The following is a 26,122-nucleotide window of genomic DNA, read 5'->3' on the forward strand; positions in this document are numbered from 1 at the left end:
GTGTTTTTTGAGGGAAGTGATATTATTTAATATTATCTAACTTTAGGACAAAAATAAAAGACCGTTGGCAGCGGTCTCACAGAAAGGATGTATGTACTCATGAGTAATGATACCACTGTAAGCGCAAATGGTCAATCCCAACACCAATTATCGGGGATTCGCCGTTGTGTTACCGGCGGTGACGAAATTGCCGAGGCGATCCAAGCAGTAGCAAGTTTAGACGAACTAAAGTCAATTATAAAAAATAATGTAACGCTGATTAACAAAATTCGGTCATTTTGTCGGCGAGAAAATATTACAAGTATGAATGCCATCCTGAGAGATATCGGAAGAATGTGGAAACAATTTGTAGATTTAACCGATGATCCGGAATTTCACCGTTTCCAAGACTTTATGTTGGATTTACTCAGCAATAACGAAGAAAGGAATTATTTAGGCATTTTATTTGTTGAATATTTGGGGTATGTCAAAGCTGAAAAAAACCTCGAACGTGGTGAACCAGTTAAACCATTTTACCCAAATGCGACCATTGATATCCCCGATGATTTAACATTGCCTAGTATTTTATACTCAATTGATAACCGAGGAGGAGTTTGGCGGCAAAACTCGTTGATTTGTAGCGGTGCGCTCATAATTACTAAACGAATAATTTCCTTGGACGATGAAAGGTATACTTATGAATTGGCGTTTCAAACCGAAATAGGGAAATGGGCAACAGCTAAAATACCGTCCGATTATTTGTCAGACTCCAAAAAATTCACACCGTATATTGGTTATGGAATTCAGGTTGGAACTAATACAATAAAGGCTGCGATGGAATATCTTTCGGCTTTTACTCATTCAAATGGTGATAACATACCCACTGTCCAAGGAACATCTCATTTGGGATGGAATAAAGACAAAATATTAATCGACACCCAAAACCCAAATTTAGAAATCATTGTGGAACCACATTTAAACCCAACCCTTAAAGCTATTATCTCTAAGGGGACTTTGGACGAATGGGTCGAGAATGTCTTTAATATTGCAATGGAAGATCGGACCAATGGGAAGTTTTTATTGGGGCTTTGTTCAACACTAGGGTCGCTTTTCCTTGAACCGCTGGGCAGGCCAAACGGCTGGTTTTTGCACCTTCATGGAGCATCGCGCAGCGGGAAATCGACCACGATGAAAGCTATTGCGTCGGCGATTGGCTATCCCATTAATCAGGGTGTTTGGCGGTCGTGGGACAATACGAAGGTTTACCTCGAACGATATTGTGCCTTCATGGGTTCGATCGGGGTGTTCCTCGACGAAGCTAAAGCCGAAATGAAAAATATCATTCAGGAAACTGTTTATATGATAGCCAATGGTATGGGTAGAGGGCGCGGAACGGTCGGTGGCGTAGCGCAAACTTTAACTTGGAAGTTAAATGTTGTTTCAACCGGTGAGTTTGACCTTAAAGAAACGGCCAATCAAGAGGGTTTTGAAAATCGGATTATAAGTTTAACACCAAAGCCTGGGTGTTCGTTTTTTAAAAATGGCAACTGTACGGCCACAATCCTTGAGGATAACATGGGGAAATATTATGGCACATTAATAAAAGCGTATGCACCATTGGTCGAGGATTTAGGGCAGGACGAAATTGTTATCAGGTTTAAAGAGGCTAAAAACCTACTTCTGGCAAGACTCGATGACGAACATAAACAATCCGGTAGGGTCCACACATTTTTGGATTATTTCTCGATAATGTTAGTTGCTTTAGATCTTTTTATGGCCAAGATATTAATATTGGAGCCCGAGCAAACCCATGATTATTTTGAAGTTTTTTTGATCGAGTTTGACGAGTTTCTGGGTGGCATTGTTGAAACGCGAGAGGACCGGTCCGAAAAGGTAGTGAATGCAATACGTTCGTTGTTTTTTTGCAACCGATCAAAGTTTAAGGCAGATGGTAAGGGATTTGAACCGTCAGTCGGAGGCTGGTGGGGTAAAATTATCTCCATTGACCAGAACTCGGTGACGGTGGGAATTAGGCCAGAAATTGTTGTAGACCAATTAAAACGCTCTGGGTACTCAGTGTCAGAATTTGAGCGGGCGGCAATTGCGAGTGGTGAGTTCATCCGCTGCGGGGATAAAAAACACATGCTGCCAGAATTCAACATCAACGGCGGGAAAATCCGTGGCTACAAGCTGAAGTTCGAGGCAAAGGCAGAGGAAGAGGAAGTGACAGACCAAAAAGACAAGAAAAAATAAAGTGTCTCCACTTTGTCAACTCTTTTTTCGTTTCGTCTCCACTTTGTCATCATTTTTTTGTGTGTTATCTCCACTTTTTCACGTTTTGTCTCCACCTTTGTCTCCACTTTTGTCACATACGTAAAGAGCTGAAACCCAACAGCCACGAGGGTTTCAGCTCTTTGTTGTTTATTTTGTCTCCACTTTGTCCACCTTTTCGAGAATATATACTATATATTTTTCGATGTGCAAATAACCCCTAAAGTATATCCTAAATCAAAACAGTGGACAAAGTGGAGACAGTGGAGACCTAATTATAGCTGAAACCCCTATGGGAGTGAGCTTGTGGCGTTTTAATTGATGTGACAAAAGTGGAGATAAAACCTTAAAAAGTGGAGACAAAACTGTGACAAAGTGGAGATATAGAATGACAAAGTGAGGACACAAAATGACAAAGTGGAGACATAACAACAATAACAACAACAACAACAACAATAATAATAATAATAATAATAATAATATCTTTTGCGGAAAATTTTCCCAATTTATTACAGCGATTTTTTGTGGCCTTTTTTCCTAACCCCTCACCCAAGGTCAATCGCAGTATGTTTGTGGTCTTTTATCCCTCTCTCATCGCCACGCAATCGCCCTTCGGCCCTCCAGGGTACGAATATACCACCACACCGCTCGAACTCGATCTCAGAGCAAAACGCGCAATTTGTCGAACCTGAAAGCGTTGGTGCAGGCTGGTTTCAGAGATAGATAGATTTCATGGTCTGGTATTTTTGTTTTATCTTGGATTATTTCCGGGACCTTAGGAGGGAATAGAGGAAAGGTGTAGAAGTTTAATGAAGATACTCCTTTCGCCGAAGAATGAATGTGTAGCTGCGTGGACATAACCACTTTGTTAGTAGGATAGACGTGACTAAGGGCTAATTCAGAGTGGCCCGAATGTCTATAACTGGAAGTTGGAGATGTCATAATAAGTTATGCCCACAGCGAATTCGTAGGGGCTAAAAAGAATATTTCTCGATATTAACTTGTAAACAAAACTCCTATCTAAACAAAAACCGGCTAACGCCGGAGGGTCTAAAACGGACTGAAAGTCCAGGTAAGGCTAAAGCCTGCTAAAAGCTACCTTTGGCTAAATACCAACTGAAGTACGTAACTGAAACTCGCGTTTCAATTTTGAAGTTATCTTCGTCACCGTCTGTTTACTGATTTTCGATATAGTCTCTAATTATCTGATCTGTGACAGTGCCAACTGTTGCACAAAAATACCCTCGTGCCCACAAATGTTGACCCCAATTTCGCTTTTTAAAATTAGGGAATTCTTCTTGAAGTAATCTTGATGATCGCCTCTTGAGATACTGTGCTAACTTTGATGATGAAAGCTGAGGCAGACACTCGATTAGAAGACCGTATGGCTACCTTTTTGATAGTCGGCCATATCATTCACCTCTTAGATGAATGATATATTCCAGCTGATCCTATAGTAATCATGCTAAAGCTGGCGAAGGTTTTGACCTGGCACTTGGAAAATAAAATATAAACGACATACTGACCGTGAAAAACGTTAGACCCATAAACACGAGTAAAACTTAAGGAGGGTAAATTTTGAAAAAAGAAAGTGCTAAGGGTTTGTGGAAAGCATCAAATAAAATGGAGTTTTCGGCGAATCTGACAATTTCAGAAATGCTTGCTCCTTATAACAAGCCTATAGAAAACTGTTATGAATGCGGCGTCGAAGTTCCAACATTACCTTGTAAACGTTCAAAAGAAATAGACCTCTTATTATCTGCATTGTTTTTAAAGCGTTCGCTAACTGATTTGAGAGCCATTTGGCTTCTTTTGTTACAAGGTTATACTTCACAGGCAGGATCAATAGCTGCTGCAACTTTTGAAAATGCCCTAATGTCTTCGTGTATAGCCGGAGATCTTGGACGGGCAGAAAAGTTAAGTAAATCTGAAACGGGAGAATCACCTTGGAAGGTCGTTGACTTATGCAAGATAATGGCAAAACAGTCGGAAATAGAGGCAAAAATTATTAATAAACCGTATTCGCAAGCTAATTTTGAAATTGAATGGATGGAATTATACGGTTCTTATAAATGGTTGTGCAAGATTAAGCATCCAACAATTCCGTCAACTTTACATGATGCATTTGCTGCATCGGTTAAATCTGAAGAATATGTTGTAATGGCGGTTCCAGATTTAAGACCTGATGATTTACCAAATAAATTTACTATTTTATCAATAACGATAAGTAGAATTCATGCGGCGATAAGGAATTTTGCATTTTCTTGTGAATTGAATTATGAAGATGATAGAGTACAGAAATGGTTACAAGGATTTAATTCAATTATCCCGGCGAGCATTGAAGCTTACAAATCATTAGGAGATTTGCAGTTACCGTTTACGATTGAAAATTCACAATTGTCAAAAAAATTCCAAGCATAGGGAAATTCATGGGGTAAGTTAACGCTGTCCAATAGTGTATTATCGATAAGTATGATACCCTAATGTTTATTTGGGTATTTGGGTTTGTAGCTATTTTATCTGCAAAGAATAACATGAATTTGGAGTATGTTGAAAACAGGAGAAATGTCTATGCTTGATAAGCGTTGTATATATTGTGACACTGATAATGATTTATCCGAATCAGACATTATCCCAGATGCACTCACTAATGCAAGAATAACTAATAAAAATGTTTGCCGAGTTGATCACAATAATAAATTCAGCGATATGTTTGAGAGCAAAGTTATTGAAGCTCTTTCTTTTATTACTAACGAATTAGATATAAAGTCGAGCAAGGGGAAAAATTATGCTCGATACGCAGCAACTGTTAAAATTGATGATGTTGATTATGAAACTTATATCTCGTCTGAAAAAGACTTATTTAACGGACGTGTCCTAAAGTCTGCTGATAAGAAATTTCTTATGAGTTCCCTTGAACGAGCAAATGAAATAGCGAAAGATCAGAGTAAAGTTAAACCAATAGATATAAATACACTTGTTATTGAAAAAACAGTAAATGTCAACTTAGAAATATATTTTGATCCTGCAATATTTCGTTTGGCGGCTAAAATCGCTTTTGAATGGTATTGTGCAAAAAATAGTGTATCTGGGTATCATGATGATTTCGACAATATTATATCTTTTATTAATACCGGTAATTGTGAAAGTCCTGTAAGTATTGTTCAAAATTCTAAAATTTATGATTTTGTGGGCAATCAAATCAACTTTGGAAGTCACTGCCTGCTTTCCTTTCAAGACAAGCAAAACAGAATAAATGTTATTGTTAATCTTTTCGGTATCGTTATGTATAAAGTTATTGTCTGTAATCACACTCCTGAATTTTGCACTAACAATTTGATATACCAAGAACTATGCACAGATTCCTCGCGTAAAGAAATTATTAATCAGTCGCTAATGGATACAGAGAGAACCTATCAAGAATATCTAACCAGCGACGCGCATTTTATCCCTGTTAAACTGCCAAATGGGATAACATTTATGCTACCAGCAGAAATACCTGAAGTTGATATTCTATTATACATGTTTGTTTGTAATGCTGTGAGGGGTTTTCAAGAAATAAACGACGAAACTGTAACCCCTAATAAAACAATAATAGACATTCTTTTAAAAAACATCAGCAGAATAACTGAAGCCGCTTTACTTCACAAGAAATCCATAAAAAGATTTGTTAAAGAACATTTTAAGGCTGGGCATAAACCCAATAAGATTAACCCAGCATCCAGTAACAAAAAAGACATCTTTATGCTTTATATTCTAATGGTTATCGGGAAAAGTGGAGTTAAAAAAATAGATGATAATGCATTGCAGCAAATCGCCAAGGGTGCTTTCAATATTGGTGCTAACGAAGAGATCCTTATTAGCGATGAATTAGTAGAGAAACTTAAAATAGGAATATTAGAAACACTTGAATATTCATCGTTGATAGAACAGGGAGCAACAATAATTGAACAATGGGAGTAATTCTTTTTGGTGATTGACTGACAGTACCCGAAAACAACTTCGGGCACCGGCAAAAGGATGGAGCATGTGAAACTTCCAGGATTATGATATGCCCATTAGGTTAAAACTGGATACCGTCTGTCCAAAATCACTGACATAAATGGCCAGCCGTTTGTAACGTTCATTGAATGACCTCCAATGAGTAAATTTACGGCGGGCCTCCTGTAGATGCATTAATCTATCCTACGTGCTCATGGCAACAATTTGTGGTGCAAGCAGGAAGCCTTGATCAGTCTATAACATCGGGCTAATAGCACCAAGACACTTCGACCTTATGCCACTGCAAAAGTATTTCCACTAGAACCCAGTTTTCATTCATTTGATGGTGCGGCACGAAGGCCACATGGAGGTCTATAATGCGAATGTGAAAATTACAGTAAATCGATGAAAACGGGAGTAAATTGAACCCTTACATTTAGGTAAAAACACGCTGCCAGCCTGCAAAAGGGTAGAAATCAAAAACACTTAAATTGTCACTCACGGTCAGATATGGTCCAAAATGAGGAATTTACTTTTTCATAAATATGCGTAATGTTGGTGATAGGACCCAAGGAGTAAAATAAAGGTAAATATTGCATTACTGCCGAATGATTTCGAAGTTCGTTAAAATTGTTATAGGCTATGTTCGGATTCTAAATGACTTCGAGATGTTGGGGAGGATTTGTTTTGAATACGATCTTGCTACGCTCAGAGAAAATGAGGTTTCATACCAACATGAGACTGGTATTCGAGGCTATCGGGAATAGGCAGCTCGAATTTAATTGGTTAGTCACCAGCCTAGAATGTAATCAGTACCCCGTCGATCTACTGAAACAAAACGTTGTATGGATTACTGGGGAAGAACTCACCGATATGGTTTTGAAGTATGACATTCAATTTATTTGGGGAGTTTTCTCTGCATTCAGGAAAGGTATTACTTTTGACCCTGAAAACTTGGCGGTAAAACCCTATGCCGACGGTAATTCTAATTTTTGGGTTAAAAAGCCTACAATTCAGCATCCCCTTGCTACAGCAGAGATCGTTTGTTTCGATTCAACCCTAACATTACTTCTTAGCAAAGATGACGACTTATCTATTAGATTCCGAAACTACTTTAAGGAAGCGATTGATCTAATCTACTATAATTCCAAGCAATAAACCCGTTATTCAAACAAAGGCTGGGTGCCCTTTTCATAACGCTCTTTATAGGACGCAAGCTAGGAGTAAAATCAATATAAAATATCAAAGGGCCATGTCACTGAAGGGGGACAAACATGACTGATTATCGAAGATCAGTATTAGAGGCAATTCTACCTCGCATTACATTGAGGCATTCAAAATTACTACCCTCTGAAGAAAAGATTGGATGGTTACCAGTCTTACTTTGTCATGAGCCGGATTTATATATGGGTTTAATGGATGATGGCAGTTGGGTATTTGAGGGAAGAAGTGGTCTACACCTTCTAAGTGAGCCTCGGTCATTTTTTCGCGTTATTGTTCTTCTAGAGCAACCTATAAACGTAATTAAAGAAAAAATAATTGATTTTTTTAAGGACTTAGATATAATCATTGATTTTGATGAATTATTTCCTTCTTTTGAGATAGTTAGAGCAGGACTTGAAGAACAACGACCATATTGGTCTGAGTTAGCCTTTAAGTGGTACGATGAATTAAACCTTGAAAAACAAAAGAAGTTAAAAGACTCTTTAGTGATAGTGGAAAACTCAAGAGTAATTACTCAGAGCTTACGCTATAGAGCAAGAAAAGAATTAAGAAAACTGAATAGGAGTGAATTTTGAGGGCTTGCTGGTTTAACATAATCTGTTTTATCGGACGCAACTTAAAAAAGAGGTAATTCTTTATTGTTGGATAATAACTTTGTTATTGTACTGAAAGGAGATAACTTCATTGATGAGAAAAAAACAAGCATACATTATTTTTCTAGTGGTGTTAATTGTCGGATTTGTATTGACATTAAATAGTATTTGGTTAGGCCAAGAGCATGCTAGTAGTATCGTACAACAACAGGGTGGTAGCATAGATACCAATACATACGTGGTCTATCTCCAAGAATCGATAAGAATCTTTAATGGATTAGGAATTATATTAATACTAATTGGAGGCTTAGGAGAGGTACTTCTTTTTACCCGTGGAGATAAATTCGATAAACAATAGCAATCAGCAATACGCGGGTGCTATTGTCATAACCTTCATTATCGGACACAAATAGGATTGTATCGCAATTTCCTTCGCTATTACCGAACCTCGCAAATTCCATATTACGATTAGGCTAATAATGGTAAACTGCAGGCCGTGTTTGATTACAGACCATCAAATATACGGAAGGAGTGGGTTCCTATCAAATCGAAGATACCTGAATGGAAGGTTTACTTTGATGGCAACTTTTGGGGACATCATGACCGTGAAAGAGCCGGCAAGGAAGTTTCTCTCGATAAGCAGTTTGTCTGGGACGATGAAGTCTGGCATATCCCGGCGATTTACACCTGCACTAAGGGTTTGGTTGTGGACTTTTGCAAACAAGTACCATCCGAGCGCATTCGTTTCTTTATGGACAAATGGAATCTATCCATTGAGGACGGCGGAAGCAATTTTACCGATGAACAGCGTATGCAGATTGACGCAGAAAATCCGCTAGCCATCAATATAAATCGGAAAGTTGTCTTGAACGGAACTGTCCTTTCAGGCACTCATAACTGTGGTTTGTCATGGAATCCCTGCTTCCCAGAGGGCAATTGCACTGAGGCCAAGAACGTGATCCGGCATTATGGCCTTAATCCTGCCTACGGTTGGTCAATCTGGCGTGCCGCTTTTCCATGGGCGAAAAAACGCAAACCGCAGATCACGACGCTCAGGATAACACTAATGCAGGGGCCTGTTGCTATACCGGGACCGCACTTCCATGTGTCAGCGCCCGGCGAGCGCATCGAGTTTACACACCCGATCACTGGCGCACAGCATACGCTGATCGTGCAGGAATATGCGCAGCACGAAATGTCACGTGAGCTTTTTCACAGAAAAAATCAGGAGTTCCCGACATACTGTATGGTGATGAGCTATACGCTCTCGCCGGACCTGCCTGATGGAGCTTTCACTGTCACTGATTGTCTTCGTTCCGACCAACCTCGGCAGAAGATCACCAATCCCAATGAGCCGCAGGTATTAACCGGCAATTGCGTAGGTTTCATTGGCGTTGCATATGGATCGCCTGCTATCAATTACGGCGGTAGAGAACAAAGTAAGGTCCATGTAATCTGTTCCGCACTGCACTTTAAACCGGTTGATGATGTGGAATGGCGCATGGTGTTTCAAGAAAAAAACCGTAAAGATGTTATGGTAGAGCTGATATAAAAAGATTAAGAACGGATGTTGAAAGTCCTTCAGTAAATGAATAAGAATAAACACATTGAAAAATGAGGAATGAGTTAGTTGAAAGGACACATATTTTTGCCTTTATTAGTTGTGATTCTTCTTTCAGGGTGTGGAAGTAGACAAGATATAATAGGTTCAAAAGGTACTGCGATGGTATCTGGTAATCAAACGCAGATTAATACAAGCAATACGAATGTTACTCCGCCTACAGTCAATTCCTTTGAGAATGCAGATAGCGGATATAGCCTTGCATCACTAAATATAAAACTGCCATTAAACTGGAAAATTGACAAATCAAATAAAGCCATGTATTTCTTTTTAGATACGAGCGAACAAAATAGGGGCTGGATTTATTACCAGAACTACGATGTTAATTTTGGTTTTCAGCAGATCAGACCTAATCACGCCTCTTTAGTTAAACAAGAAAAAATTGATATCCCTTTAGGACACTGCAGTCTTTATACAATGGATGCTGACAATGGTACAGCTGCTTCTGGTATCACCGGAACGCATTATGATTACTATGCGATTATTAGCATAAAGGACAAAGTCATTTATACAATAGAATTTAGCCTGAATGATAAGGAACCTGAAACTAAAAGCCAGTTTATTAAAATCTTAAAAGATCTAAGTATTAAATAAAATATGGCTAAAAGTTTGAGTTTGATACCTCTAGTTATTCCGAAGAACCGTGTAACTTTGGGCTGAATATTGCGGTGGTAGATAGAAGCCACAAATGTAGAAGGTACCGTATGCTATATATGTGCAGTAAGTGCGGTGAAACTTTCAAGATAACATTCCTTCAGTACATCCTTGGGCCATGCATATTGGGCCCCAAACTATTAAAGTGCCACTACTATGGCAAATGGTCTTTTTGCCCAATAACAACTGATCGATCTTCCAATACTCATATATCCGTTAGGCATTTTGCGGAAAAATCATTTTAAAGAGACAAAAAGATTTATAAGAACAAGTAACAAACTAGAGGGGGCGCTTACTGTGGCTACCAGTCAATTGACAACATGCAAAACATGTTCGAAAGAAGTGGCAAAGCAAGCCAGTATATGTCCTTATTGCGGAGCAAAACTTAGAAAGAGCGTCTGGGGGAAAGTTTTAATCCTTCTTGGTGTTTTCCTTGTAATGAGCGTTATATATCTCTTTCTTGCACTGCCGATTGATATCAAGTCTACTATTTCAAATGGCTCTTCTTCTACGACCACGGAGAGCATAATCGGAATCAAGTTACCGTCTTATTCGTTGATAGTTGTTATTGCTCTCGCTCTAGCATTGTTTGGACTTTCTATATATTTTTATAAACATAACAGAGAATAAATTATCTATAAGAGCTTATCCACCCCTTCGTACCTTATTTGGTCGAGGGACTTAACTTTTCACAACGCTCTTTATTGGATCCCAAAAGGGGGATGTAAGTCTAGCCGGAGAGTGTTGGGAGGGCAATGTATCGGAGTTGATTCGGATCAATTGAGACTGAATTAATGTAATCAAGATGGGATGTGATAACTACGGAATTGATAAGACGTGAAGCTATTCGTATAGCACGATTGGCAGGAGATAGAATCAGAGAACTTCGAGAAAACAATCAATATGAAGAATCTTTAAAAGATGGTTATGAGCTTGTAACCACTGCTGATTTAATCTCTAACGATCTAATTAAAACGGAAATCTCTAAAATATTTCCTGATCACAATTTCGTATCGGAAGAGGATAACGTTCAAAAAGAAATGTCTATTCAGAATCCTACATGGATTATTGATCCGATTGATGGTACGGTAGGATATGCCAACAATCAATATCAAGTTGCTGTCTCTATCGCTTTTGCAGTCGAAAATGAAGTAAGGGTCGGGGTAGTATATAATCCTTTTCTTGATGAAATGTTCTATGCTTATAAGAACTTTGGAGCTTTTCTAAATAACAAACTCATAAAAGTAAAAGATGTTGATAATTTGAGAGAATGCGTAATTGGCACGGGCTTTCCCCATAAAAGAGACAATATCCGAGATGTTATTGTACTTTTAGAAAATATTTTACCCAAGGTGAGAGATATTAGGAGATTGGGTTCACCAGCGTTAGACATATGCTGGGTAGCATGTGGGAGAATGCAGGGGTTTTATGAAGGAAAATTGCACCCATGGGATGTTGCTGCTGCCAAACTTATTGCTATTGAAGCGGGAGCAAAAACTGGATACTATGGGCAAAGAATAATAGTTCCGGATTGTCTTAACGGAAATAGTATCATTGTTTCAAGCCCGGGAGTTTTTGATGAGTTTCAAAAGGTTTTATCTAAATAAATAGAGATTGTTGTGGATACACATTCCGAACATATTCAGACACCTAAATCGTCAGTATTCCGTCCACCTTATCCCCCCTCCACCCTGGAATTATTGCATAGAAATATCTTCAGTTAATTGGGAAATGGAAGGATCATAATATGGATTACCAATTGGAAGTTTCGGTTGACTTAACGAATCAAAAGGTTCAATTTGCTGGGATTACTCGATCAAATCCGGCAATTACTATTGACAGCAAACCACCATTAGGAGATGGACAAGGTTATACACCTCTTGAATTGCTACTAATAAGCCTAGCATCATGTAGTGGAACTACGATTGTGACGTTGCTTCGAAAGATGAGAAAGAATAACTTTGGACTTAAGGTTAAGGCAAAGGGTATAAGGCGAGATCAAAATCCAAGTTCACTTTCAAAAGATTTTTCTTGAATATGTAATAAATTCTGAGAACGTTGAAAGTTCAGAAGTGGAGAATGTGATTAAGCTTACTGAGGAAACATATTGTCCTGTATGGGCAAAGTTAAGAAATAATGTTGAGGAAATACCGAAATTTCAGATTGTTACTCGATAACTACAATATTGCGTCATGTTCAATGTCGGGTCCAAAGCCTGGCAGCTTTCTTCTTGTATATAAAAATCAGTAACTTAACTTCGCTAAAGACTCATTTAATAAACTTCACAAAATTCATATAGCAGTTATGCTAAAAATGGACAGTTGATGTTGTAGAATAAATTTGGGTTAACTAATTATGGCAACGTGATTTCTAACCAAAGGCTTATTTTGGGGGAGGGATATTAATGGTCAGTAGAAATCCTAGTGGCACAGCATTTATGATGGCATTTCTACGAGGATTTCACGCAGTTAATGATAATGCAAAAATATTTAATGATCCACTTGCTTATGATTTAATACCCGAGGAAGTTAGGGAAGCATTTAAACAGCATTTAATTAAATCCGCCGCAGAAATGGCCCCGGAGCTAGCAAAAGAATGTACTAATGCCGAAACCTCGTTACGCCTGGCTGTGAGAATCATGGCTGGTCCCGTCCTAGCCAGAGCGCGGTTTGTTGAAGAGCGACTTGAAGAAGCCATCCGGAAAGGTATAAGACAATATATAATTCTGGGTGCAGGACTTGATACCTTTGCTTATCGTCGTCTTGATCTGACAGATCGACTCCAAGTATTCGAGCTTGATTTGCCTTATACGCAAGAAATAAAATGCCAATTATTAGGACGTCTAAACCTTGAAAAACCGGATTTCCTGCACTATATTCCGGTAGATTTTACTAAAGACAATCTAGCCTCGGCCCTTTCAGAATCTAAATATGATTCAGGTCAAGTGAGTTTTTTTAGCTGGATGGGAGTGACCCATTACCTGCCAATTGAGTCTGTATTGTCGACTCTCAAGGCTATTATGCGGTTATCAAGTAGCGGTAGCGAGATTGTATTCGATTATTACGATAAATCAGCATTTGATCCTGACAAAGGCTCGAATCGTATTAAATATATTATGAAAAATACAAAGACTATTGGAGAGACAATTATCACAGGATTTGATCCATCAAAACTTAGTATGGAATTTGCTCTTCTGGGATTACGACTGCTGAATAATTTAGGTCCTGACGAGATACAACAGAAATATTTCAAGGAATGTAATGAAGGCTACGCAGCAAGTGAACATGTACATTTGGCCCTTGCTACGTGGTAAATTAAGGTCAGGTTATTGATTAGAGTGTATCCGAACTTCGTAGTAGGCTAATAATGGGTATATGAACGATTAAAGTACTTACAATTTTATATTAACTCATCTAACCTCTCACGTTTTTACATTTTCATATATCAATCAGGCTAAAAATTAAAAGTTCAGAAAGACCGAAAATACCTAATTTATGTACTTATATACTTTAACTTTATCAGGTTAATCTATTAGAAGGAGGTATCATATGGGAGTAACGCCGGATGGATGGAAGAACAAAGGTGGAACTGGAAAACGGTCATGTAATTGTGGGTCATGGAAGCAGCATTGGATTAACGCTTCGGGTAAATCTTGGCCCTCAAAATGCTCCATTAAAGACTGTTCAAACGATGCAACTTTAGGTGCGCATATTATTAATTCCAGTGTATCAGGAGAACAAATTGTTCCTGCATGTGATTCTTGTAATAAGCTAAGCGGCGAATTTTCACTAAAAGTTGGAATTACTCTTATATCTGCAAATAAGCAAAATACATGTGAAAAATAGTTTTTAAAGACTAAATTTGATTAACCTGATGAAGTTTTTTTAATTTGGACGATTTGAGAAAAAAAACTACCTCTGTCAATCAATAATATTACTATAAAGGTGGGAATGCTCCCATTCCCATTATCTATAATTACACGTTAGACTAATAATTCAAAGTGAAATGTCTATGATGGGTTAGTAATGGATTGGAAGCGGCAAGAACAAAAATGATTTAGATATATAATAAGAAATATTGAAATAAAGAAAGAGAATAGTTCTGTGCTAACTTTAGAGTAATCTCATGGAATAGTTGATTCTAGAAGTATTATTTATTTCTTATATATAGTCTTCCGAGAGGAGGAAAGTATGGAGCATTCTATCACATTGGATTTTGTAAAATGTCCTTATTTAAAGAAACAACATATTATAAATTTTTACCATGTATTTGAAAGCTATTTAAATAAAGTCGAAAATATCAGCGATTTTAGAAGTAGCAATTCTTTTGAAATAGGACTAGAACGAGAAGAATTAAGAACAACTTTTGTTAGTTTTAAAGAATTTAATAATGAGATTTTGGGCAATTCAAAAATTACCTACTTACAAGGATTTTTCATGAGAATAAAGGATAATGAGAAGTATATAATTACTTTGTTCTATGGTCCTGGTAGTTTTTTCGTTACTGTTACAGGAGAAAGTAAACTATGGGCTGATGAAACTTCATCAGGAATCAGAAAAGCTTTTCATAAATAGGTTCGTAAGAGATCATTTTTGATTAAGAAAATGTCCGAAGATGTTACTAATCAAAAGTTAACTCAAGAGAAAAAAGAAATATATAAAGATCCAATGTTCATTGTTGGAGTATTAACCTTAATAGTAACTTCACTGGGAGTTTATCTTGCATATTTTCGATAAATGTGGTATTTCCGACGGGTAGCAGATAACACGCGATTCAGGACTAGAAGTATGTGGTTTAGACGTTGTGGGAGCTAAACGTTATATGAATTGACCGCAAAGCTGCATCGTCCTTATCCAGACTGTTCATAGTTTGAAGATTATTTATTCTAAGTTCCCATTGGGCTAATAATGATAAGTTCCGATAAACCAGGTCAAGGAACAAAAAGCAGGAAACTGCAACGCATTCGAGGATATTGCGAAGCATGGAAAAGTAGGGATATAAACAGGAATTTATGAATGTTCATAATTCATGCAAAAGGCAGATCAAATAAATTTGGCAGGAGAAATTTTGACATGGTTATTTTGCGAACACCACGTTTGTACATGCGGAAAATACAAACAGATGATTATAGGTCTGTCTGCTCAATTTTGCAGGACATTGATGTCATGTATGCTTGGGAACATGCCTTTTCTGATGATGAAGTAGTGCAGTGGATTGATGAAAATATTATGAGATATTATAGGGACGGCTATAGTTACTGGGCAGTAATAGAAAAAGCGTCTGATATGTTAATTGGAGTCACCGGGTTAATTTCTGAACAAGCGGATGATGAAAACTATGTTGGAGTTGGCTATATTTATCAAAAATCATATTGGGGAAACGGGTATGCCTTTGAAGCCGCTTCTGCTTGTGTTGACTATGCTTTTAATGTTTTGCATCTAAATGAAATTACGGCTCAAATTCGACCGGAGAATACGGCTTCAAGAAAAGTGGCTGAAAGACTTGGTATGTCTATGAAGAAGCAGTTTCTTAGACGTTATAAAAACAAAGACATACCTCATCTTCTTTATAGCCGTACAATATAGCATTGTTTTTGTCACAGTTTATATCAACAATGTGAAGCTACAAATTCCAATTTGTTGAGTTTTGGCGGAAAAGGGGAGGGAATCTATGGAGGAGATCGCCTTTTGTGGGAATAATTGTACCGCGTGTCCAAGATATACTGCTACTGTGAGTGGCGATATCTTAAGAATTAAAGCGGTAGCAGAATTATGGTATCGTCTCGGTTACCGCGATACGATTGTATCGGTCGACGAAATTATGTGTTACGGATGTCCCACCTCAAGTTTTTGTAGGTATGAAATACAGCAATGTGCTTCTGAAAAGAAAGTGAACAACTGTGGAAGTTGCAAAGAATATCCTTGTTATCTTATGATTAAATGTTTTGAACAGACGCAAAAGTACGCCGAGAGCTTAAAGTGGAAATGCACGGAAAAAGAATACCGCTGCTTGGAAATAGCTTTCTTTTCAAAAAAGGAAAACTTGGATAGTGCTAATAAATGAATATGTGTTTTGGCACAGACTTTCGCTGAACTCCCATTAGTTAACTTCACAAAATCCATATCCCCGTTAGGCAAAAATGGGGAAGGTGAATGACTTTAATACAGATGTCGAATTCATGGATGTACTGAGTATAAACAAAGTGGACTAGTATCACACTAGCCCACTTTGCTGTAAAAATAGATGCTCATAGTTGTTTTAGTACTCTTACGGCTCGTCCGATGGCTTGTTCACGTTTTTCAATATCGGTTGCTAAAAATACCTGTGGGGTCCCGGAAATTGTTTCCTCGACTAAATAGTCTGTTTCTTTTATTTCCGAATGGGCTTTGATTTTAGAAAAAAATAGGATATCCCCAGGTCCATACTCACCAACACATTCTTTTAATACAACCGTCAAAATTGGAGAGAATTCCACGGGCAGTAGTGATGTGTTTCCAAACTCGTCAATGACCTTTGGTTTGGATTCAACAACAACTCCGTTCCCTGGTGCGACTGTTCGGCTAATCTGGTTCAATTTTTCCATGATATCGTAAAGGACAGTATTCTGATCTTCAGCCGTTTGAGCTCTGCCGCAAACCTCTGCATAAGTGACCCCCAGGACATCCAGTATAGGGCGGAGCGATTCCGGGCTTGTATCAGGATATTTATCATTTTCAATCATTGACACCCGGCCTTGAGCGACATCTGCTTTCTGCGATAATTCCACTTGTGTTATGCCTTTTTCAATTCGAATTTTTTTAATTTCGCTACCGATTTTCATAATTGTTTTTCAGCCTTTCAGAGTCAGTTTAATTATGGAACGAGAGAGTAAAATTATGTAATTCAGCAACGATTAGCAAATGAAGTTGTTGTTTGATAAACAATACTTGATAAAGTGATGATCAATTTCTGATATTCTATCATATATTATTAATCCGAGTCAAAAATAAATACAAATAATATCTAATGGCTTTATAGTAACTCATGATATAATCAGCTTGTACAACTCAATAAGGGCAGGGTGGGCGGCCAATAACTCCCGAGAGGGGGTGAGGCTTATGAGTGTGTATCAAACAATTTCACTAATGATTGCATTCGCGACGTTAGTCGTTTTGATACTTAAGACAAAACAAAAGTAGCCCACCGCTGAACAAGTGGCTACTTTTGCCATCCCTAATTGCCGCCCCTTTGCGGCTGAGTTGTACGGCCAGGATGTTCCCGCATCCTGGTTTTATTTTATGCAAATTTCTATGAGTTAATTATATATCTCTTTAAAAAATTGAGCAAGTACGGGAGGTGAGACACTTTATCGTATTTAAATTACCCTGTGACAGTCTTTAGTATGAGTTGACATGAGTAGATATGAGTAATATAATAATTACAGGAGGTGAATCATGGAAGATAGATTACTCACGAAGGAAGAGGTTTGTGAGTGGCTTAATATCAGCCGAGCCACACTCGATAGATGGCGCAATCAGGGTTTGCCCTATTTAAAGACTGGGAAACTTGTTAGGTTCAACAGAGGTAAAGTTCAAGAGTGGCTTAATCAGCAGACTCACAACCAAAAATGAAAAGGAAGCCGCACCCCATCTCCGCAAAAAGACAGTGCAACTTCCCACATGAAACCAACCTTGTAAAGGCTGAACTTCTCTATAAGTATAGCAGAATGGGCCTCTTTATTACAAGTGTTGGAAAAAGAAAGAGGCGAGGATAGATGACCACTTTAGAAAGTCAAGAAATGATCCTATTAGGCCGCCAAATAAAAATAGGTCCTGAAGCAGAACGGTTTAAACGGTATGAGTATCTCGTAGGTGAATTATTGTGGTCCATGCGCGAGGACGGTTTTAAAGAAGGGGTAAGTCATGCAATTAAAATTTTAGACGAAGATTCCAGAATTTCATAGCAGTCTTAAATTCTTGAAAATCCGTAGTATATAGCTATGGATTTTCTTTTAATTTAGACCCTTGTACCCTACCACTATGGTCTCCTTCTGTAAAATAAAATTTCATAAATTATCAAGCATCGTCAAAAAGGCCCTTCTAAGCCTCTGAAATTAATGAAATAATGAATACCCCTTGCCCCCTCCTGAAAACGGCAGGAAGGGGGCATTATGCATGTCTCCGTGAAATGTAGCGGATATCCAATGACCTTCAATATCATTTGAATCATTATCAAAATTTATATTAAAGAAGAACTATTAAAATTGATAATATGTGAAAATACTAATTGAAATATCAATTAAAATTTGATATTGTTGAGGTATAATATTTTACTAAAGAAAGGATGTAACAAAACAAATGAAAAACGAAACAAAATGGGAAGATCTACCGATTATGCTCAGCCCTATACAAGCGGGGAAAATTCTTCGACTTAACCCTGAAATGGTCCGAACGTTGGCCAAGGCGAAGGCTATTCCTGCCATCCGTCCAACGTCTAAGTTTCTGATTCCACGCGACGCTTTGAAAGAATGGATCGAAAAAAATTCACAGGTAGTGGAGTAAAATGGAAATTTCCACGAGGAATAATATCAAATAATATCTCTAAATCCTGCGTTTCAATTCATAATCAATCAAAAGAGACACGCGATTTTGAGGAGGTATTCACAAAGCCTATGAAGAAGAAAGGTGGTGAGATATCTATGCCGGGGTTTATGACGCTTGAAGATTTATGTAAGAGCGGAAAAATTGCCTACTTAAAGCTTGGAGATGCCGTTTTGATTAAGATAATTGATGAGAGGGAGAATGATGACGATGACTAAGATTAAAAAAATCCTGTTAACTTCTTATATATTGATTACCCTTATTTTCACAGCCGTTGCCCCAGCCTTCGCGTATTACGGGGCTACCGGTGTCAGTGGGGAGATTTGGCCTCCGGTACTCACGGGGTGGACAATTGCTACTGGCGGGGGAAATTCAACGATTAACTGGCATTTTAGCGACCCACTTTTTGGTGGTTCGACCGGTGGCGGTATCCCCGATCTCTCGGCTCAGTATCCAGACTGGGATAAGCCGAACAACATGGATATTGTTCTTTGGGCACAGAACCATCATTATCAAATGCCGCTGAATAGTAGGTTTTATTGGTTCGCACTTCACCCGACCGATAAACAACCAACAAACTACACAGGCCCAGCCCCATGTTCTTACACACCGCAAATTCAATCTATCATCGATGCTTCGGGCTACACTCCTGCTGATTTTTATAATGCGGGAAAGGCTCCGCTGAGTGGTTCAGCACCTAAAGCAACTACAACTTCATCGCCAGTCTCAACTCCAGCTCCAGCACCTAAAACAGTATCAACCCCAGTTGCTACTCCCGAACCCCCTGTTGTCTCTGGTCCTCCTGCACCCGTCGTTTCAAAAACTCAAACGCCAGTGTCACCAGAAGTTGCAAAGCAACACTCTGACCCAGTGAGCGACCCTTCATCATTAACCTATGCAACTATCACCAAAATCGACAATGCAAAACAAGCTGCGGATGATAAAGCCCAAACGGATTCCCTAAATAGGAAGCGATATATAGTGTATGGTCTGTTAGCGTTAGCACTTGTGGTTTCGATTGGTTTTGTTCTTTCTATCTATATCCGTGAATGGAGGACCAAAAGGAAATGAGAAAGTTAATTTCTATCCTTACGGCCCTCCTAATCCTGGTCTTTCCCGCCATAGCATCGGCTCAATGTGGGATTACAACTTGGGATTTCGACCCACAACGGACGGCAACCAGCATATCCAGTTCCAGTACCGATCCATGGGTTCTCGCGCAGGGATCAGGAAAGGTCGTGTCCTATGCTGGGAAACCCGTGGTCGTTCATATTCCCTCGATCGACGAATCGTATGCGCCTAACCCGGTAACGGGAGACGTTCCTAAAACTGGCGTATTTACCTTTAACCAATTCTCATCAACGACTGCCATAACAGATCCCATCGGATACACGATGTACCAGTATACCTGGGATGATGGAGGATGGGGACATGTATGGAAGTATACGATTAAATCCGGTGATCTCGCCGAAGGCAATGTGATTACTTTAACAGCAGCCGACTTAATCGCTGCATTTCCTTGTGGCTATTCAGGAGGAACAAACTTTGCGAACGCCCCGTCGGGTGTAACCATTTCAAACGACGGGAATTTTGTGGCCGTCGGAGCTGGCAATAAGCTTTATTGGTGGCCCATCGGAAATCCGGGGGCAACGCTATATAGTTTTATAAACGGCAACTCTGACTTCGACATGTGCGAAGCTTCACCAATTATCACCCCCAACGGCTATATTGCCGTCGGATGTGATAATGGCGGATTTGTTTCCACCGACCTCTCTGGCAATACTCATAATTTCCTCACCTCTGACTCAGTTCTTGGCTCAGGCGATTCTTCCGAAGCAATTACCTCATCGCCATCATGGAACCCAATATCAAATACCATATGGTTCGGTATCGACTCATATTCTGCACCAAGGCTCGTTTCCTTTGATCCATCAAACGACACAAGCACAATCGTTGGTAAAGGCACTATTTTAACTCCAGTTTTTTCCCCAACGCCCGTGGATAAGGTGTCCGGAGATGTGTTTAATACGGATTACGGTGGAAATGCTTATCGTTGGAGTTCATCCGGCAATCTTATTCAAAAATGGATAACTCCGAACGGGGTAACGCACGTATGTTCAAACATGGCGATAGCGAGAGACGAGAACGGGAATGATCATGTAGCATGGAAAGATATGAACCGTCAGCTTGAAAACGCCATTACTCCATCGGGGTCATTCTGGGTTGAATCGGGTGGAACAAATGCTCATGATGTAATGGATCCGAGCTTCGTGACCAGTTCAGTAGGCGACTATATAGGTGAGGCTTTCGTTGATCCGTCCTCAGGGGAGGTATATTATTCGCCACAACCGAATAGCGCAATATCTACAAACCCCCATTCCTACGTACCCATTAATCAAAATAATTATGGCGTCATAGGCGATTACATCGACATGGTTTACGACGCTGATATCGGTCCTGTAATGAGTCCAGCAAAATCAACGTCCTATACCTGGTCCAACGATGCAAATGGTTCGCCTGGGATTTTGATTTATCTCCTGAGCCCCGTTTCTCTTGAAATGTGCGTCGCTGGTCCAAGTGGGGTCGTATATGCGCCGCCAAACAAGACGATCACGGGTTTACCTGGAGATACAGAAAATATTACAATGTTCGCACCGGGGTTAGATTTGAGTGGTGATACCAGCGATGGTTATGGTGTTATTCATATCACCGGTTTCCCGGATGGTAGTTCAGCAGATAAACAGGTAAATTTCGACTGCAATACCACAGACCTGATAACCGGTTCAGGGAGTGCAGCGGCTTTCGATTCGACTAGTATTACCTTGCCGACGTCTAGCGCTAATTACACGCTGACCTTAACTGAGACGCTCTATGTCAAAGATCATAGTACCGGAGTAATGGAACAAAAAGATTATCCATCACCGACGATAACGATTAATGTTCCTGTAGTTGGTGTTGCCAGCCCGGGCAATCTCACAATATCGTCTTATCACAATGGTGACACAAACAATTCGGGCATAGACGCCGGGGGATACCCAAACTTGGTAACTGGTAACCCGTTGAAATTCAATTATGGCGACACAATGTTGGCTGATCTTGTAATCCCGGTCCCAGCGCCACCAGCCGGATGGCAATATTATTCATCAGTTTTAAGCGGGTTCATAACATATCCAGTAAATACGCCAAAGCCGACCGGCACAGCGCAAATTGGGGAGCCACTGACGATTGCTTCAACAAAAACAGCGACCTTTTCAAAGAGTACGAGGGCTGGAAGTCAAGAAAATGGGGCATCGGTGAACGACAGTATTGCCAGTTTTCCTGTAGAATGGCCTACGTGGAGGCCACCGATTGGACTGCCAGGGTACGATTGGGACTCAACATTAACAGCGACATGGACGCAAACCGTTACCTATGTACACCATATTAATACACCTGTGGGGGGGTTCTCACAGTATAGAACTTATACTCATAGTGATAGCACCCCATCACAGGAGTTACAGAGAACAGGTACGGATATTTACTATATTCCCGCAGCGAGGGAGCCGTGGATGAGATAAAGAAAGGGTTGATTTGCGAAATGAAAAAATCAATAATGCTTCTTGTTTGTTCTGTTTTAATTTTGTTTTCGGGCGTTTCAACAGCCCAAGCATTTGATGATAGTCAGCATAATCTTGTTGGCGGAGTTGATGCTGCTTATCAAGTGGTCACTCCTGGTCACTCTTACACATTGGGTTACAAACTTTATGGAGTTGATTTGACGAGTGCCTGCAAATTTAAACTAGGAGAAAATCCCGAAACAACCCTATAAAATAAAGATCACCCAACAACAAATGGAATTATATGGACTTCGCAACCTCCAAAAAATGCAAATTGTGGTGTCTCTACCTATGGCAGCTTATCTGGTAATGTTTTTGTAATGCGCCCATTATCAGAAATCCCATTAGATTGTCGAAATGAGGAAGATATAACTGGTTTAATACCGTATAATTTTTCATCTGTGAAACCTTTATCTGTACATGTTCCGACACGAACTACTTTAACTGGAGTTAGCGGTGGTGGGGATTTAATTCGTTTTAGAATCCCTGGGAATGGACACACCCCAATACCGGCAAAAGTGAACATAAAAATAATAATTTTGGGGGCTATTGGCATAGCACTGGTGTTCGGTGCTGCTGTTTTTGCGATTAAGAGTAAACAGAGGAGGTCACACAATGATTAAATTTATCCGTTGACCTAGAAAGCCTTATACTTTGCGAAAGTCCTATACTTTATAGCTTTATTCATTAATTAATTCATTAAATGTCATGAACAATCTCAGCCATACTCTCGCAAGGCTTTCACGGATTTACTAATGAGGTTAAAAACGCTGTTTTTTCATGACTGATTGACGCTTTGAATCATCATTTGAAATGATTAATAAATGTGTATTTATACCTAGCCTATCATTGCACGAATGAAAGTAGTTTTGATTTGTATGGACATAACGCGAATCAAAACTATTTTCAACGACTAAACATTCACTGCCACAACGGTTTCAGGCGTTTTAAAGTGCGCGAAGTATAGCACTTCGAAATAGGTGAGAGGCTCCTGAAAATGTCTACAATCTAGACTCATATTTTATTTCGTTTAATATTTAATTACCTATATATAAGCTATTAAATATTGAATGTTTATACGATATGGATAAGCTATTAATTTTTACTAAAAACACTCTATAACAACCTATCCTCACTGGGGGAAAATGACATATCATTTTCGCTCAATTTCAAGGATAATGTTTGATTAAATATCAAGGGGAGCTGTACGATGACACAAAAAAACAGAGTTATATCAGACCGAAATATGGAAGTTGAAATTATGGGAGATATACTCGAAATCAGGATTAATCTTGCACGATCAATCGGTATGACCAGGAGCGAAAAAAATTTTTTGCTCGCCTCGTCCAAAGGTACTCTTCAGATTGGTCGTGATCGCGAGGAGAAGATGGTTCTTACAGTCTATCGACCGAAGCCGGCATAGGATTAATCGGATAGCTATTGAGAAATGAGGGCTGATATTGCAGGCGAAAAACATTGATGCAGAAATTCAGGGAAGTTTTTTAACAATACGAATAGATTTAACAAAATCCTTCGGCGAAACAAAAAGCGGAAAATATGTTCTAATAGCTACAACAGACGGAATTAAACCAGTGGGAGATGGGCGCACTGAAAAAATGACGATAACTGTATATCGCCCTAAGCCTTGAGTCAGCTCTCAAAGAGGAGTGGTTCGCATAAAAATAGTAATAGATCGTTCCTATGCTAATTTCAGCCTTTCCGAGGAAGCCTGGACCGCCTACGGGAAGGAAAGACCTAAAGACTTAAACAGTATTGTCTTCCGATCCGATCCCGACCTGATTCGTGTGGTCGAGCAACTTGGGGAAAGGGCAAACGGTCAGTCACAGTTCGGTCCGAAAAACAAATTAGAAATTGTAGAAGTCCCAGATGAGATTCCGGTTCGCATTGAATCTTATGATGGGAATGAGTGGGTGGCTGAGGAACATAGGGTTTGGGGGAAGGACGAAAAGATATAGAGCACCAAAAAACTCACCTATTTAAAAGGTGAGTTTTTAATCTGATTCTTGACTGAACCTGACTGACTCTTGACTGAATGCTACCGAATACTTAGCGATATTTACGGGTTTTTATTAGGTATTTTGCTCAACCCCCGTTATAATTGAAACCCGCTAATCCGCTTGTAGAGTGGCTTGTATCAATGCTTTCAGGGTTTTAACCCAAAAGTTTTTGGACATAAAAATGGTGCGGTCGAGAGGACTTGAACCTCCATGCCCTTGCGAGCACTAGAACCTGAATCTAGCGCGTCTGCCAGTTCCTGTCCAAATCTCTGAACGCTTACATACATAAGGATTATAGAGTTTTTAAATAACTGAAAAATCTAGTGGGGAACTAATTACCTGTAATTGTTTGCTATTTTAGCACATAACTTGTCATAAATAAACTATGTATAAAAAGAATAACAAAAATAAAAATTTTATACGTTTAGAAAATCCCGCAAACTTGCTTATAGCAATACTTTCACTAATTATCCCTAGTGTGCTTAATATGGATAGTATTATCTCAAACAATAAATCAAAATATTGTCCTACTTGTGCTAAGGAAATTAAATTAGAAAATGATAGGAAAATCCAAAAAGAAAGATATTATAGTAATAAATTCTCGCAAATAGAAAACGCTTAAAAGTCACATATATCAATACTTTTAAAGAATAGATGTAATTTTGTATATATGAATATAATAACAAATTAAAATATTGTCCAACTTGTGCAAAAGAAATTGAGAAAAGTAACTGGGTGGAAAGAAAAAGGAGACAAAGAAATAAAAATGTCACGAAATAGAAACGCCCTGAAATTCAATTATAGAAAGGGTTTGACGATATATAAAACAAAACGTATTAATAATGGTAAAGAAATAACATAGTATTATCAATGCTTCCAGATTACATTGTACTTTGTTTCTCAATGGTCACTTAGGGAAAGAAATATCAAATGTTAAGAAAGCAGTGAAGTTTTAGAAGACCCTTATACACCAACCCTTTCAGGATTCATCAAAATCAAGAACATAGCAATATTAGTATTTGTACTTTATTTCTTAATGTCCTATAAGGGAAGAAATAAAATTTAATCGCGTTTTAATCAAAATTATCAAAATTAGTGTAAATCATAAAAATCACACCCTTCAATCCCTTATGTGGCAATGGTTTCAGAAATTAGTTAAATTGCTGTATATGGGTATATAAGCATTTTTCACGTAATTAGTTAAAGCGGATTCTACAGTCCTACTCGCACAACGGTTTCAGGGCTGTCTATCTTCCTTGTATATGGTATATAAACAAATTCAAAATATTTGCTTATTATGATACTAATAGTAGCCAATCAAATAATATAATCAAATTAAATAATCATTCTAATTATGAATACTAATAGTTGTCTACCAAATAATATTTACATTTAAAATTACCAATGGCTGGTAAAGTGATAAGTATATTATATTAGTGTTTTTGTACATAAAAAGCGAGAAAATAGAAAACGTCTAAAACTGGCTTGTGACAAGGGTTTGATAATACATAAAACAAAACGTATTAATAATGGTAAAGAAATGACAAATGTGAAGTTTTAGAAAAACCTCTTAACCCATATCCAACAATCATTTCAAGGTTTGTTA

General features: G+C 38.6%; 29 protein-coding genes and 1 pseudogene. 28 read left to right on the forward strand and 2 right to left on the reverse strand.

The genetic code is table 11. From position 1 onward, the window contains the following. The first annotated feature begins 99 nt into the window (after positions 1-99). Positions 100-2,232 carry a DUF927 domain-containing protein gene (locus DESACI_RS09470; RefSeq protein ID WP_014826966.1) on the forward strand — a complete coding sequence of 711 codons (2,133 nt, stop codon included), beginning with the start codon at positions 100-102 and terminating at the stop codon, positions 2,230-2,232. A 1,193-nt stretch (positions 2,233-3,425) separates the two neighbouring features. Here DESACI_RS09470 and tnpA read toward each other — a convergent pair. Then, positions 3,426-3,629: pseudogene (gene tnpA / locus DESACI_RS23590) on the reverse strand (IS200/IS605 family transposase); the annotation flags it as partial. Positions 3,630-3,828: 199 nt separating this feature from the next. Here tnpA and DESACI_RS09485 point away from each other — a divergent pair. The 15 genes from DESACI_RS09485 (at position 3,829) to DESACI_RS09550 (ending at position 16,386) form a co-directional block, all read left to right on the forward strand. Next, positions 3,829-4,671 carry a hypothetical protein gene (locus tag DESACI_RS09485; RefSeq protein WP_014826967.1) on the forward strand — a complete coding sequence of 281 codons (843 nt, stop codon included), beginning with the start codon at positions 3,829-3,831 and terminating at the stop codon, positions 4,669-4,671. Between the two features lie 150 nt (positions 4,672-4,821). Next, entirely contained in the window at positions 4,822-6,213 is a 1,392-nt protein-coding gene (locus tag DESACI_RS09490; protein WP_014826968.1) for a hypothetical protein, read from the forward strand. A gap of 705 nt (positions 6,214-6,918) precedes the next feature. Beyond that, positions 6,919-7,389: a hypothetical protein gene (locus tag DESACI_RS09495; protein ID WP_014826969.1), complete on the forward strand. Its 471-nt coding sequence runs from the start codon at positions 6,919-6,921 to the stop codon at positions 7,387-7,389. A gap of 116 nt (positions 7,390-7,505) precedes the next feature. Next, a complete protein-coding gene (locus DESACI_RS09500) occupies positions 7,506-8,030 on the forward strand; it encodes a hypothetical protein (protein WP_014826970.1) in 525 nt (174 codons plus the stop codon). Between the two features lie 112 nt (positions 8,031-8,142). After that, positions 8,143-8,406: a hypothetical protein gene (locus DESACI_RS09505; RefSeq protein ID WP_014826971.1), complete on the forward strand. Its 264-nt coding sequence runs from the start codon at positions 8,143-8,145 to the stop codon at positions 8,404-8,406. A gap of 138 nt (positions 8,407-8,544) precedes the next feature. Then, positions 8,545-9,600 carry a hypothetical protein gene (locus DESACI_RS09510; RefSeq protein ID WP_014826972.1) on the forward strand — a complete coding sequence of 352 codons (1,056 nt, stop codon included), beginning with the start codon at positions 8,545-8,547 and terminating at the stop codon, positions 9,598-9,600. A 96-nt stretch (positions 9,601-9,696) separates the two neighbouring features. Next, positions 9,697-10,263 (forward strand): hypothetical protein, encoded by a 567-nt coding sequence (locus DESACI_RS09515; RefSeq protein WP_207643920.1) that lies wholly within the window; start codon positions 9,697-9,699, stop codon positions 10,261-10,263. A gap of 357 nt (positions 10,264-10,620) precedes the next feature. After that, a complete protein-coding gene (locus DESACI_RS09520) occupies positions 10,621-10,953 on the forward strand; it encodes a zinc ribbon domain-containing protein (RefSeq protein WP_014826974.1) in 333 nt (110 codons plus the stop codon). A 197-nt stretch (positions 10,954-11,150) separates the two neighbouring features. After that, the gene (locus tag DESACI_RS09525) at positions 11,151-11,930 is read left to right on the forward strand and encodes an inositol monophosphatase family protein (protein ID WP_041276405.1); all 780 of its coding nucleotides are present in this window, start codon (positions 11,151-11,153) and stop codon (positions 11,928-11,930) included. Positions 11,931-12,070: 140 nt separating this feature from the next. Then, a complete protein-coding gene (locus tag DESACI_RS09530; protein WP_014826976.1) occupies positions 12,071-12,358 on the forward strand; it encodes an OsmC family protein in 288 nt (95 codons plus the stop codon). Between the two features lie 369 nt (positions 12,359-12,727). Then, entirely contained in the window at positions 12,728-13,636 is a 909-nt protein-coding gene (locus DESACI_RS09535) for a class I SAM-dependent methyltransferase (protein ID WP_014826977.1), read from the forward strand. A 251-nt stretch (positions 13,637-13,887) separates the two neighbouring features. Beyond that, positions 13,888-14,025 (forward strand): hypothetical protein, encoded by a 138-nt coding sequence (locus DESACI_RS24520; RefSeq protein ID WP_158310168.1) that lies wholly within the window; start codon positions 13,888-13,890, stop codon positions 14,023-14,025. 488 nt (positions 14,026-14,513) lie between these two features. Further along, complete coding sequence (locus DESACI_RS09540) at positions 14,514-14,897, forward strand: hypothetical protein (RefSeq protein WP_014826979.1); 384 nt, start codon at positions 14,514-14,516, stop codon at positions 14,895-14,897. A gap of 498 nt (positions 14,898-15,395) precedes the next feature. Next, positions 15,396-15,908: a GNAT family N-acetyltransferase gene (locus DESACI_RS09545; protein ID WP_014826980.1), complete on the forward strand. Its 513-nt coding sequence runs from the start codon at positions 15,396-15,398 to the stop codon at positions 15,906-15,908. Between the two features lie 85 nt (positions 15,909-15,993). Further along, positions 15,994-16,386 (forward strand): DUF3795 domain-containing protein, encoded by a 393-nt coding sequence (locus DESACI_RS09550; RefSeq protein ID WP_014826981.1) that lies wholly within the window; start codon positions 15,994-15,996, stop codon positions 16,384-16,386. Positions 16,387-16,570: 184 nt separating this feature from the next. On the opposite strand, the gene DESACI_RS09555 is transcribed toward DESACI_RS09550, so the two are convergent. Next, positions 16,571-17,143, reverse strand: a complete 573-nt coding sequence (locus DESACI_RS09555; RefSeq protein ID WP_014826982.1) for a helix-turn-helix domain-containing protein — start codon at positions 17,141-17,143, stop codon at positions 16,571-16,573. A 277-nt stretch (positions 17,144-17,420) separates the two neighbouring features. Here DESACI_RS09555 and DESACI_RS25765 point away from each other — a divergent pair, with 277 nt between their 5' ends. The 12 genes from DESACI_RS25765 (at position 17,421) to DESACI_RS24975 (ending at position 25,138) form a co-directional block, all read left to right on the forward strand. After that, positions 17,421-17,501, forward strand: a complete 81-nt coding sequence (locus DESACI_RS25765; protein ID WP_427846749.1) for a putative holin-like toxin — start codon at positions 17,421-17,423, stop codon at positions 17,499-17,501. Between the two features lie 255 nt (positions 17,502-17,756). Next, a complete protein-coding gene (locus DESACI_RS23595; RefSeq protein ID WP_014826983.1) occupies positions 17,757-17,933 on the forward strand; it encodes a helix-turn-helix transcriptional regulator in 177 nt (58 codons plus the stop codon). A 143-nt stretch (positions 17,934-18,076) separates the two neighbouring features. Then, positions 18,077-18,265: a hypothetical protein gene (locus DESACI_RS09560; protein WP_014826984.1), complete on the forward strand. Its 189-nt coding sequence runs from the start codon at positions 18,077-18,079 to the stop codon at positions 18,263-18,265. Positions 18,266-18,659: 394 nt separating this feature from the next. Continuing rightward, the gene (locus tag DESACI_RS09565; protein WP_014826985.1) at positions 18,660-18,863 is read left to right on the forward strand and encodes a helix-turn-helix domain-containing protein; all 204 of its coding nucleotides are present in this window, start codon (positions 18,660-18,662) and stop codon (positions 18,861-18,863) included. A 110-nt stretch (positions 18,864-18,973) separates the two neighbouring features. Further along, the gene (locus DESACI_RS24970; protein ID WP_014826986.1) at positions 18,974-19,120 is read left to right on the forward strand and encodes a hypothetical protein; all 147 of its coding nucleotides are present in this window, start codon (positions 18,974-18,976) and stop codon (positions 19,118-19,120) included. After that, the gene (locus DESACI_RS09570) at positions 19,113-19,973 is read left to right on the forward strand and encodes a hypothetical protein (RefSeq protein WP_041276030.1); all 861 of its coding nucleotides are present in this window, start codon (positions 19,113-19,115) and stop codon (positions 19,971-19,973) included. Before DESACI_RS24970 ends, DESACI_RS09570 begins: the two co-directional genes overlap by 8 nt. Further along, on the forward strand, positions 19,970-22,459 hold the full coding sequence (locus DESACI_RS09575) for a hypothetical protein (RefSeq protein WP_014826988.1): 2,490 nt from the start codon (positions 19,970-19,972) through the stop codon (positions 22,457-22,459). The genes DESACI_RS09570 and DESACI_RS09575 overlap by 4 nt, the downstream gene beginning before the upstream one ends. A gap of 20 nt (positions 22,460-22,479) precedes the next feature. Next, on the forward strand, positions 22,480-22,710 hold the full coding sequence (locus DESACI_RS09580) for a hypothetical protein (RefSeq protein ID WP_041276031.1): 231 nt from the start codon (positions 22,480-22,482) through the stop codon (positions 22,708-22,710). A 998-nt stretch (positions 22,711-23,708) separates the two neighbouring features. Then, positions 23,709-23,921: a hypothetical protein gene (locus tag DESACI_RS09585; protein ID WP_014826990.1), complete on the forward strand. Its 213-nt coding sequence runs from the start codon at positions 23,709-23,711 to the stop codon at positions 23,919-23,921. A gap of 37 nt (positions 23,922-23,958) precedes the next feature. Further along, a complete protein-coding gene (locus DESACI_RS09590) occupies positions 23,959-24,147 on the forward strand; it encodes a hypothetical protein (protein WP_014826991.1) in 189 nt (62 codons plus the stop codon). An 18-nt stretch (positions 24,148-24,165) separates the two neighbouring features. Then, complete coding sequence (locus DESACI_RS09595) at positions 24,166-24,474, forward strand: hypothetical protein (protein ID WP_014826992.1); 309 nt, start codon at positions 24,166-24,168, stop codon at positions 24,472-24,474. A 427-nt stretch (positions 24,475-24,901) separates the two neighbouring features. Continuing rightward, the gene (locus tag DESACI_RS24975) at positions 24,902-25,138 is read left to right on the forward strand and encodes a hypothetical protein (protein WP_207643921.1); all 237 of its coding nucleotides are present in this window, start codon (positions 24,902-24,904) and stop codon (positions 25,136-25,138) included. Positions 25,139-26,122: the final 984 nt, after the last annotated feature.

The sequence above is a fragment of the Desulfosporosinus acidiphilus SJ4 genome, assembly GCF_000255115.2.
In the GTDB taxonomy this organism is placed as follows: Bacteria; Bacillota; Desulfitobacteriia; order Desulfitobacteriales; family Desulfitobacteriaceae; genus Desulfosporosinus; species Desulfosporosinus acidiphilus.

Bases quoted from the DNA above. Each gene is read 5' to 3' on its own strand.
- DESACI_RS09550 (WP_014826981.1), top strand. From the start codon at position 15,994: ATGGAGGAGATCGCCTTTTGTGGGAATAATTGTACCGCGTGTCCAAGA.
- DESACI_RS23595 (WP_014826983.1), top strand. From the start codon at position 17,757: ATGGAAGATAGATTACTCACGAAGGAAGAGGTTTGTGAGTGGCTTAAT.
- DESACI_RS09555 (WP_014826982.1), bottom strand. From the start codon at position 17,143: ATGAAAATCGGTAGCGAAATTAAAAAAATTCGAATTGAAAAAGGCATA.
- DESACI_RS09580 (WP_041276031.1), top strand. From the start codon at position 22,480: ATGAAAAAATCAATAATGCTTCTTGTTTGTTCTGTTTTAATTTTGTTT.
- DESACI_RS09545 (WP_014826980.1), top strand. From the start codon at position 15,396: ATGGTTATTTTGCGAACACCACGTTTGTACATGCGGAAAATACAAACA.
- DESACI_RS09535 (WP_014826977.1), top strand. From the start codon at position 12,728: ATGGTCAGTAGAAATCCTAGTGGCACAGCATTTATGATGGCATTTCTA.
- DESACI_RS09585 (WP_014826990.1), top strand. From the start codon at position 23,709: ATGACACAAAAAAACAGAGTTATATCAGACCGAAATATGGAAGTTGAA.
- DESACI_RS09490 (WP_014826968.1), top strand. From the start codon at position 4,822: ATGCTTGATAAGCGTTGTATATATTGTGACACTGATAATGATTTATCC.
- DESACI_RS09560 (WP_014826984.1), top strand. From the start codon at position 18,077: ATGACCACTTTAGAAAGTCAAGAAATGATCCTATTAGGCCGCCAAATA.
- DESACI_RS25765 (WP_427846749.1), top strand. From the start codon at position 17,421: ATGAGTGTGTATCAAACAATTTCACTAATGATTGCATTCGCGACGTTA.
- DESACI_RS09470 (WP_014826966.1), top strand. From the start codon at position 100: ATGAGTAATGATACCACTGTAAGCGCAAATGGTCAATCCCAACACCAA.
- DESACI_RS09565 (WP_014826985.1), top strand. From the start codon at position 18,660: ATGAAAAACGAAACAAAATGGGAAGATCTACCGATTATGCTCAGCCCT.
- DESACI_RS09540 (WP_014826979.1), top strand. From the start codon at position 14,514: ATGGAGCATTCTATCACATTGGATTTTGTAAAATGTCCTTATTTAAAG.
- DESACI_RS24970 (WP_014826986.1), top strand. From the start codon at position 18,974: ATGAAGAAGAAAGGTGGTGAGATATCTATGCCGGGGTTTATGACGCTT.
- DESACI_RS09505 (WP_014826971.1), top strand. From the start codon at position 8,143: ATGAGAAAAAAACAAGCATACATTATTTTTCTAGTGGTGTTAATTGTC.
- DESACI_RS09500 (WP_014826970.1), top strand. From the start codon at position 7,506: ATGACTGATTATCGAAGATCAGTATTAGAGGCAATTCTACCTCGCATT.
- DESACI_RS09575 (WP_014826988.1), top strand. From the start codon at position 19,970: ATGAGAAAGTTAATTTCTATCCTTACGGCCCTCCTAATCCTGGTCTTT.
- DESACI_RS09530 (WP_014826976.1), top strand. From the start codon at position 12,071: ATGGATTACCAATTGGAAGTTTCGGTTGACTTAACGAATCAAAAGGTT.
- DESACI_RS24520 (WP_158310168.1), top strand. From the start codon at position 13,888: ATGGATGGAAGAACAAAGGTGGAACTGGAAAACGGTCATGTAATTGTG.
- DESACI_RS09570 (WP_041276030.1), top strand. From the start codon at position 19,113: ATGACTAAGATTAAAAAAATCCTGTTAACTTCTTATATATTGATTACC.
- DESACI_RS24975 (WP_207643921.1), top strand. From the start codon at position 24,902: ATGTATAAAAAGAATAACAAAAATAAAAATTTTATACGTTTAGAAAAT.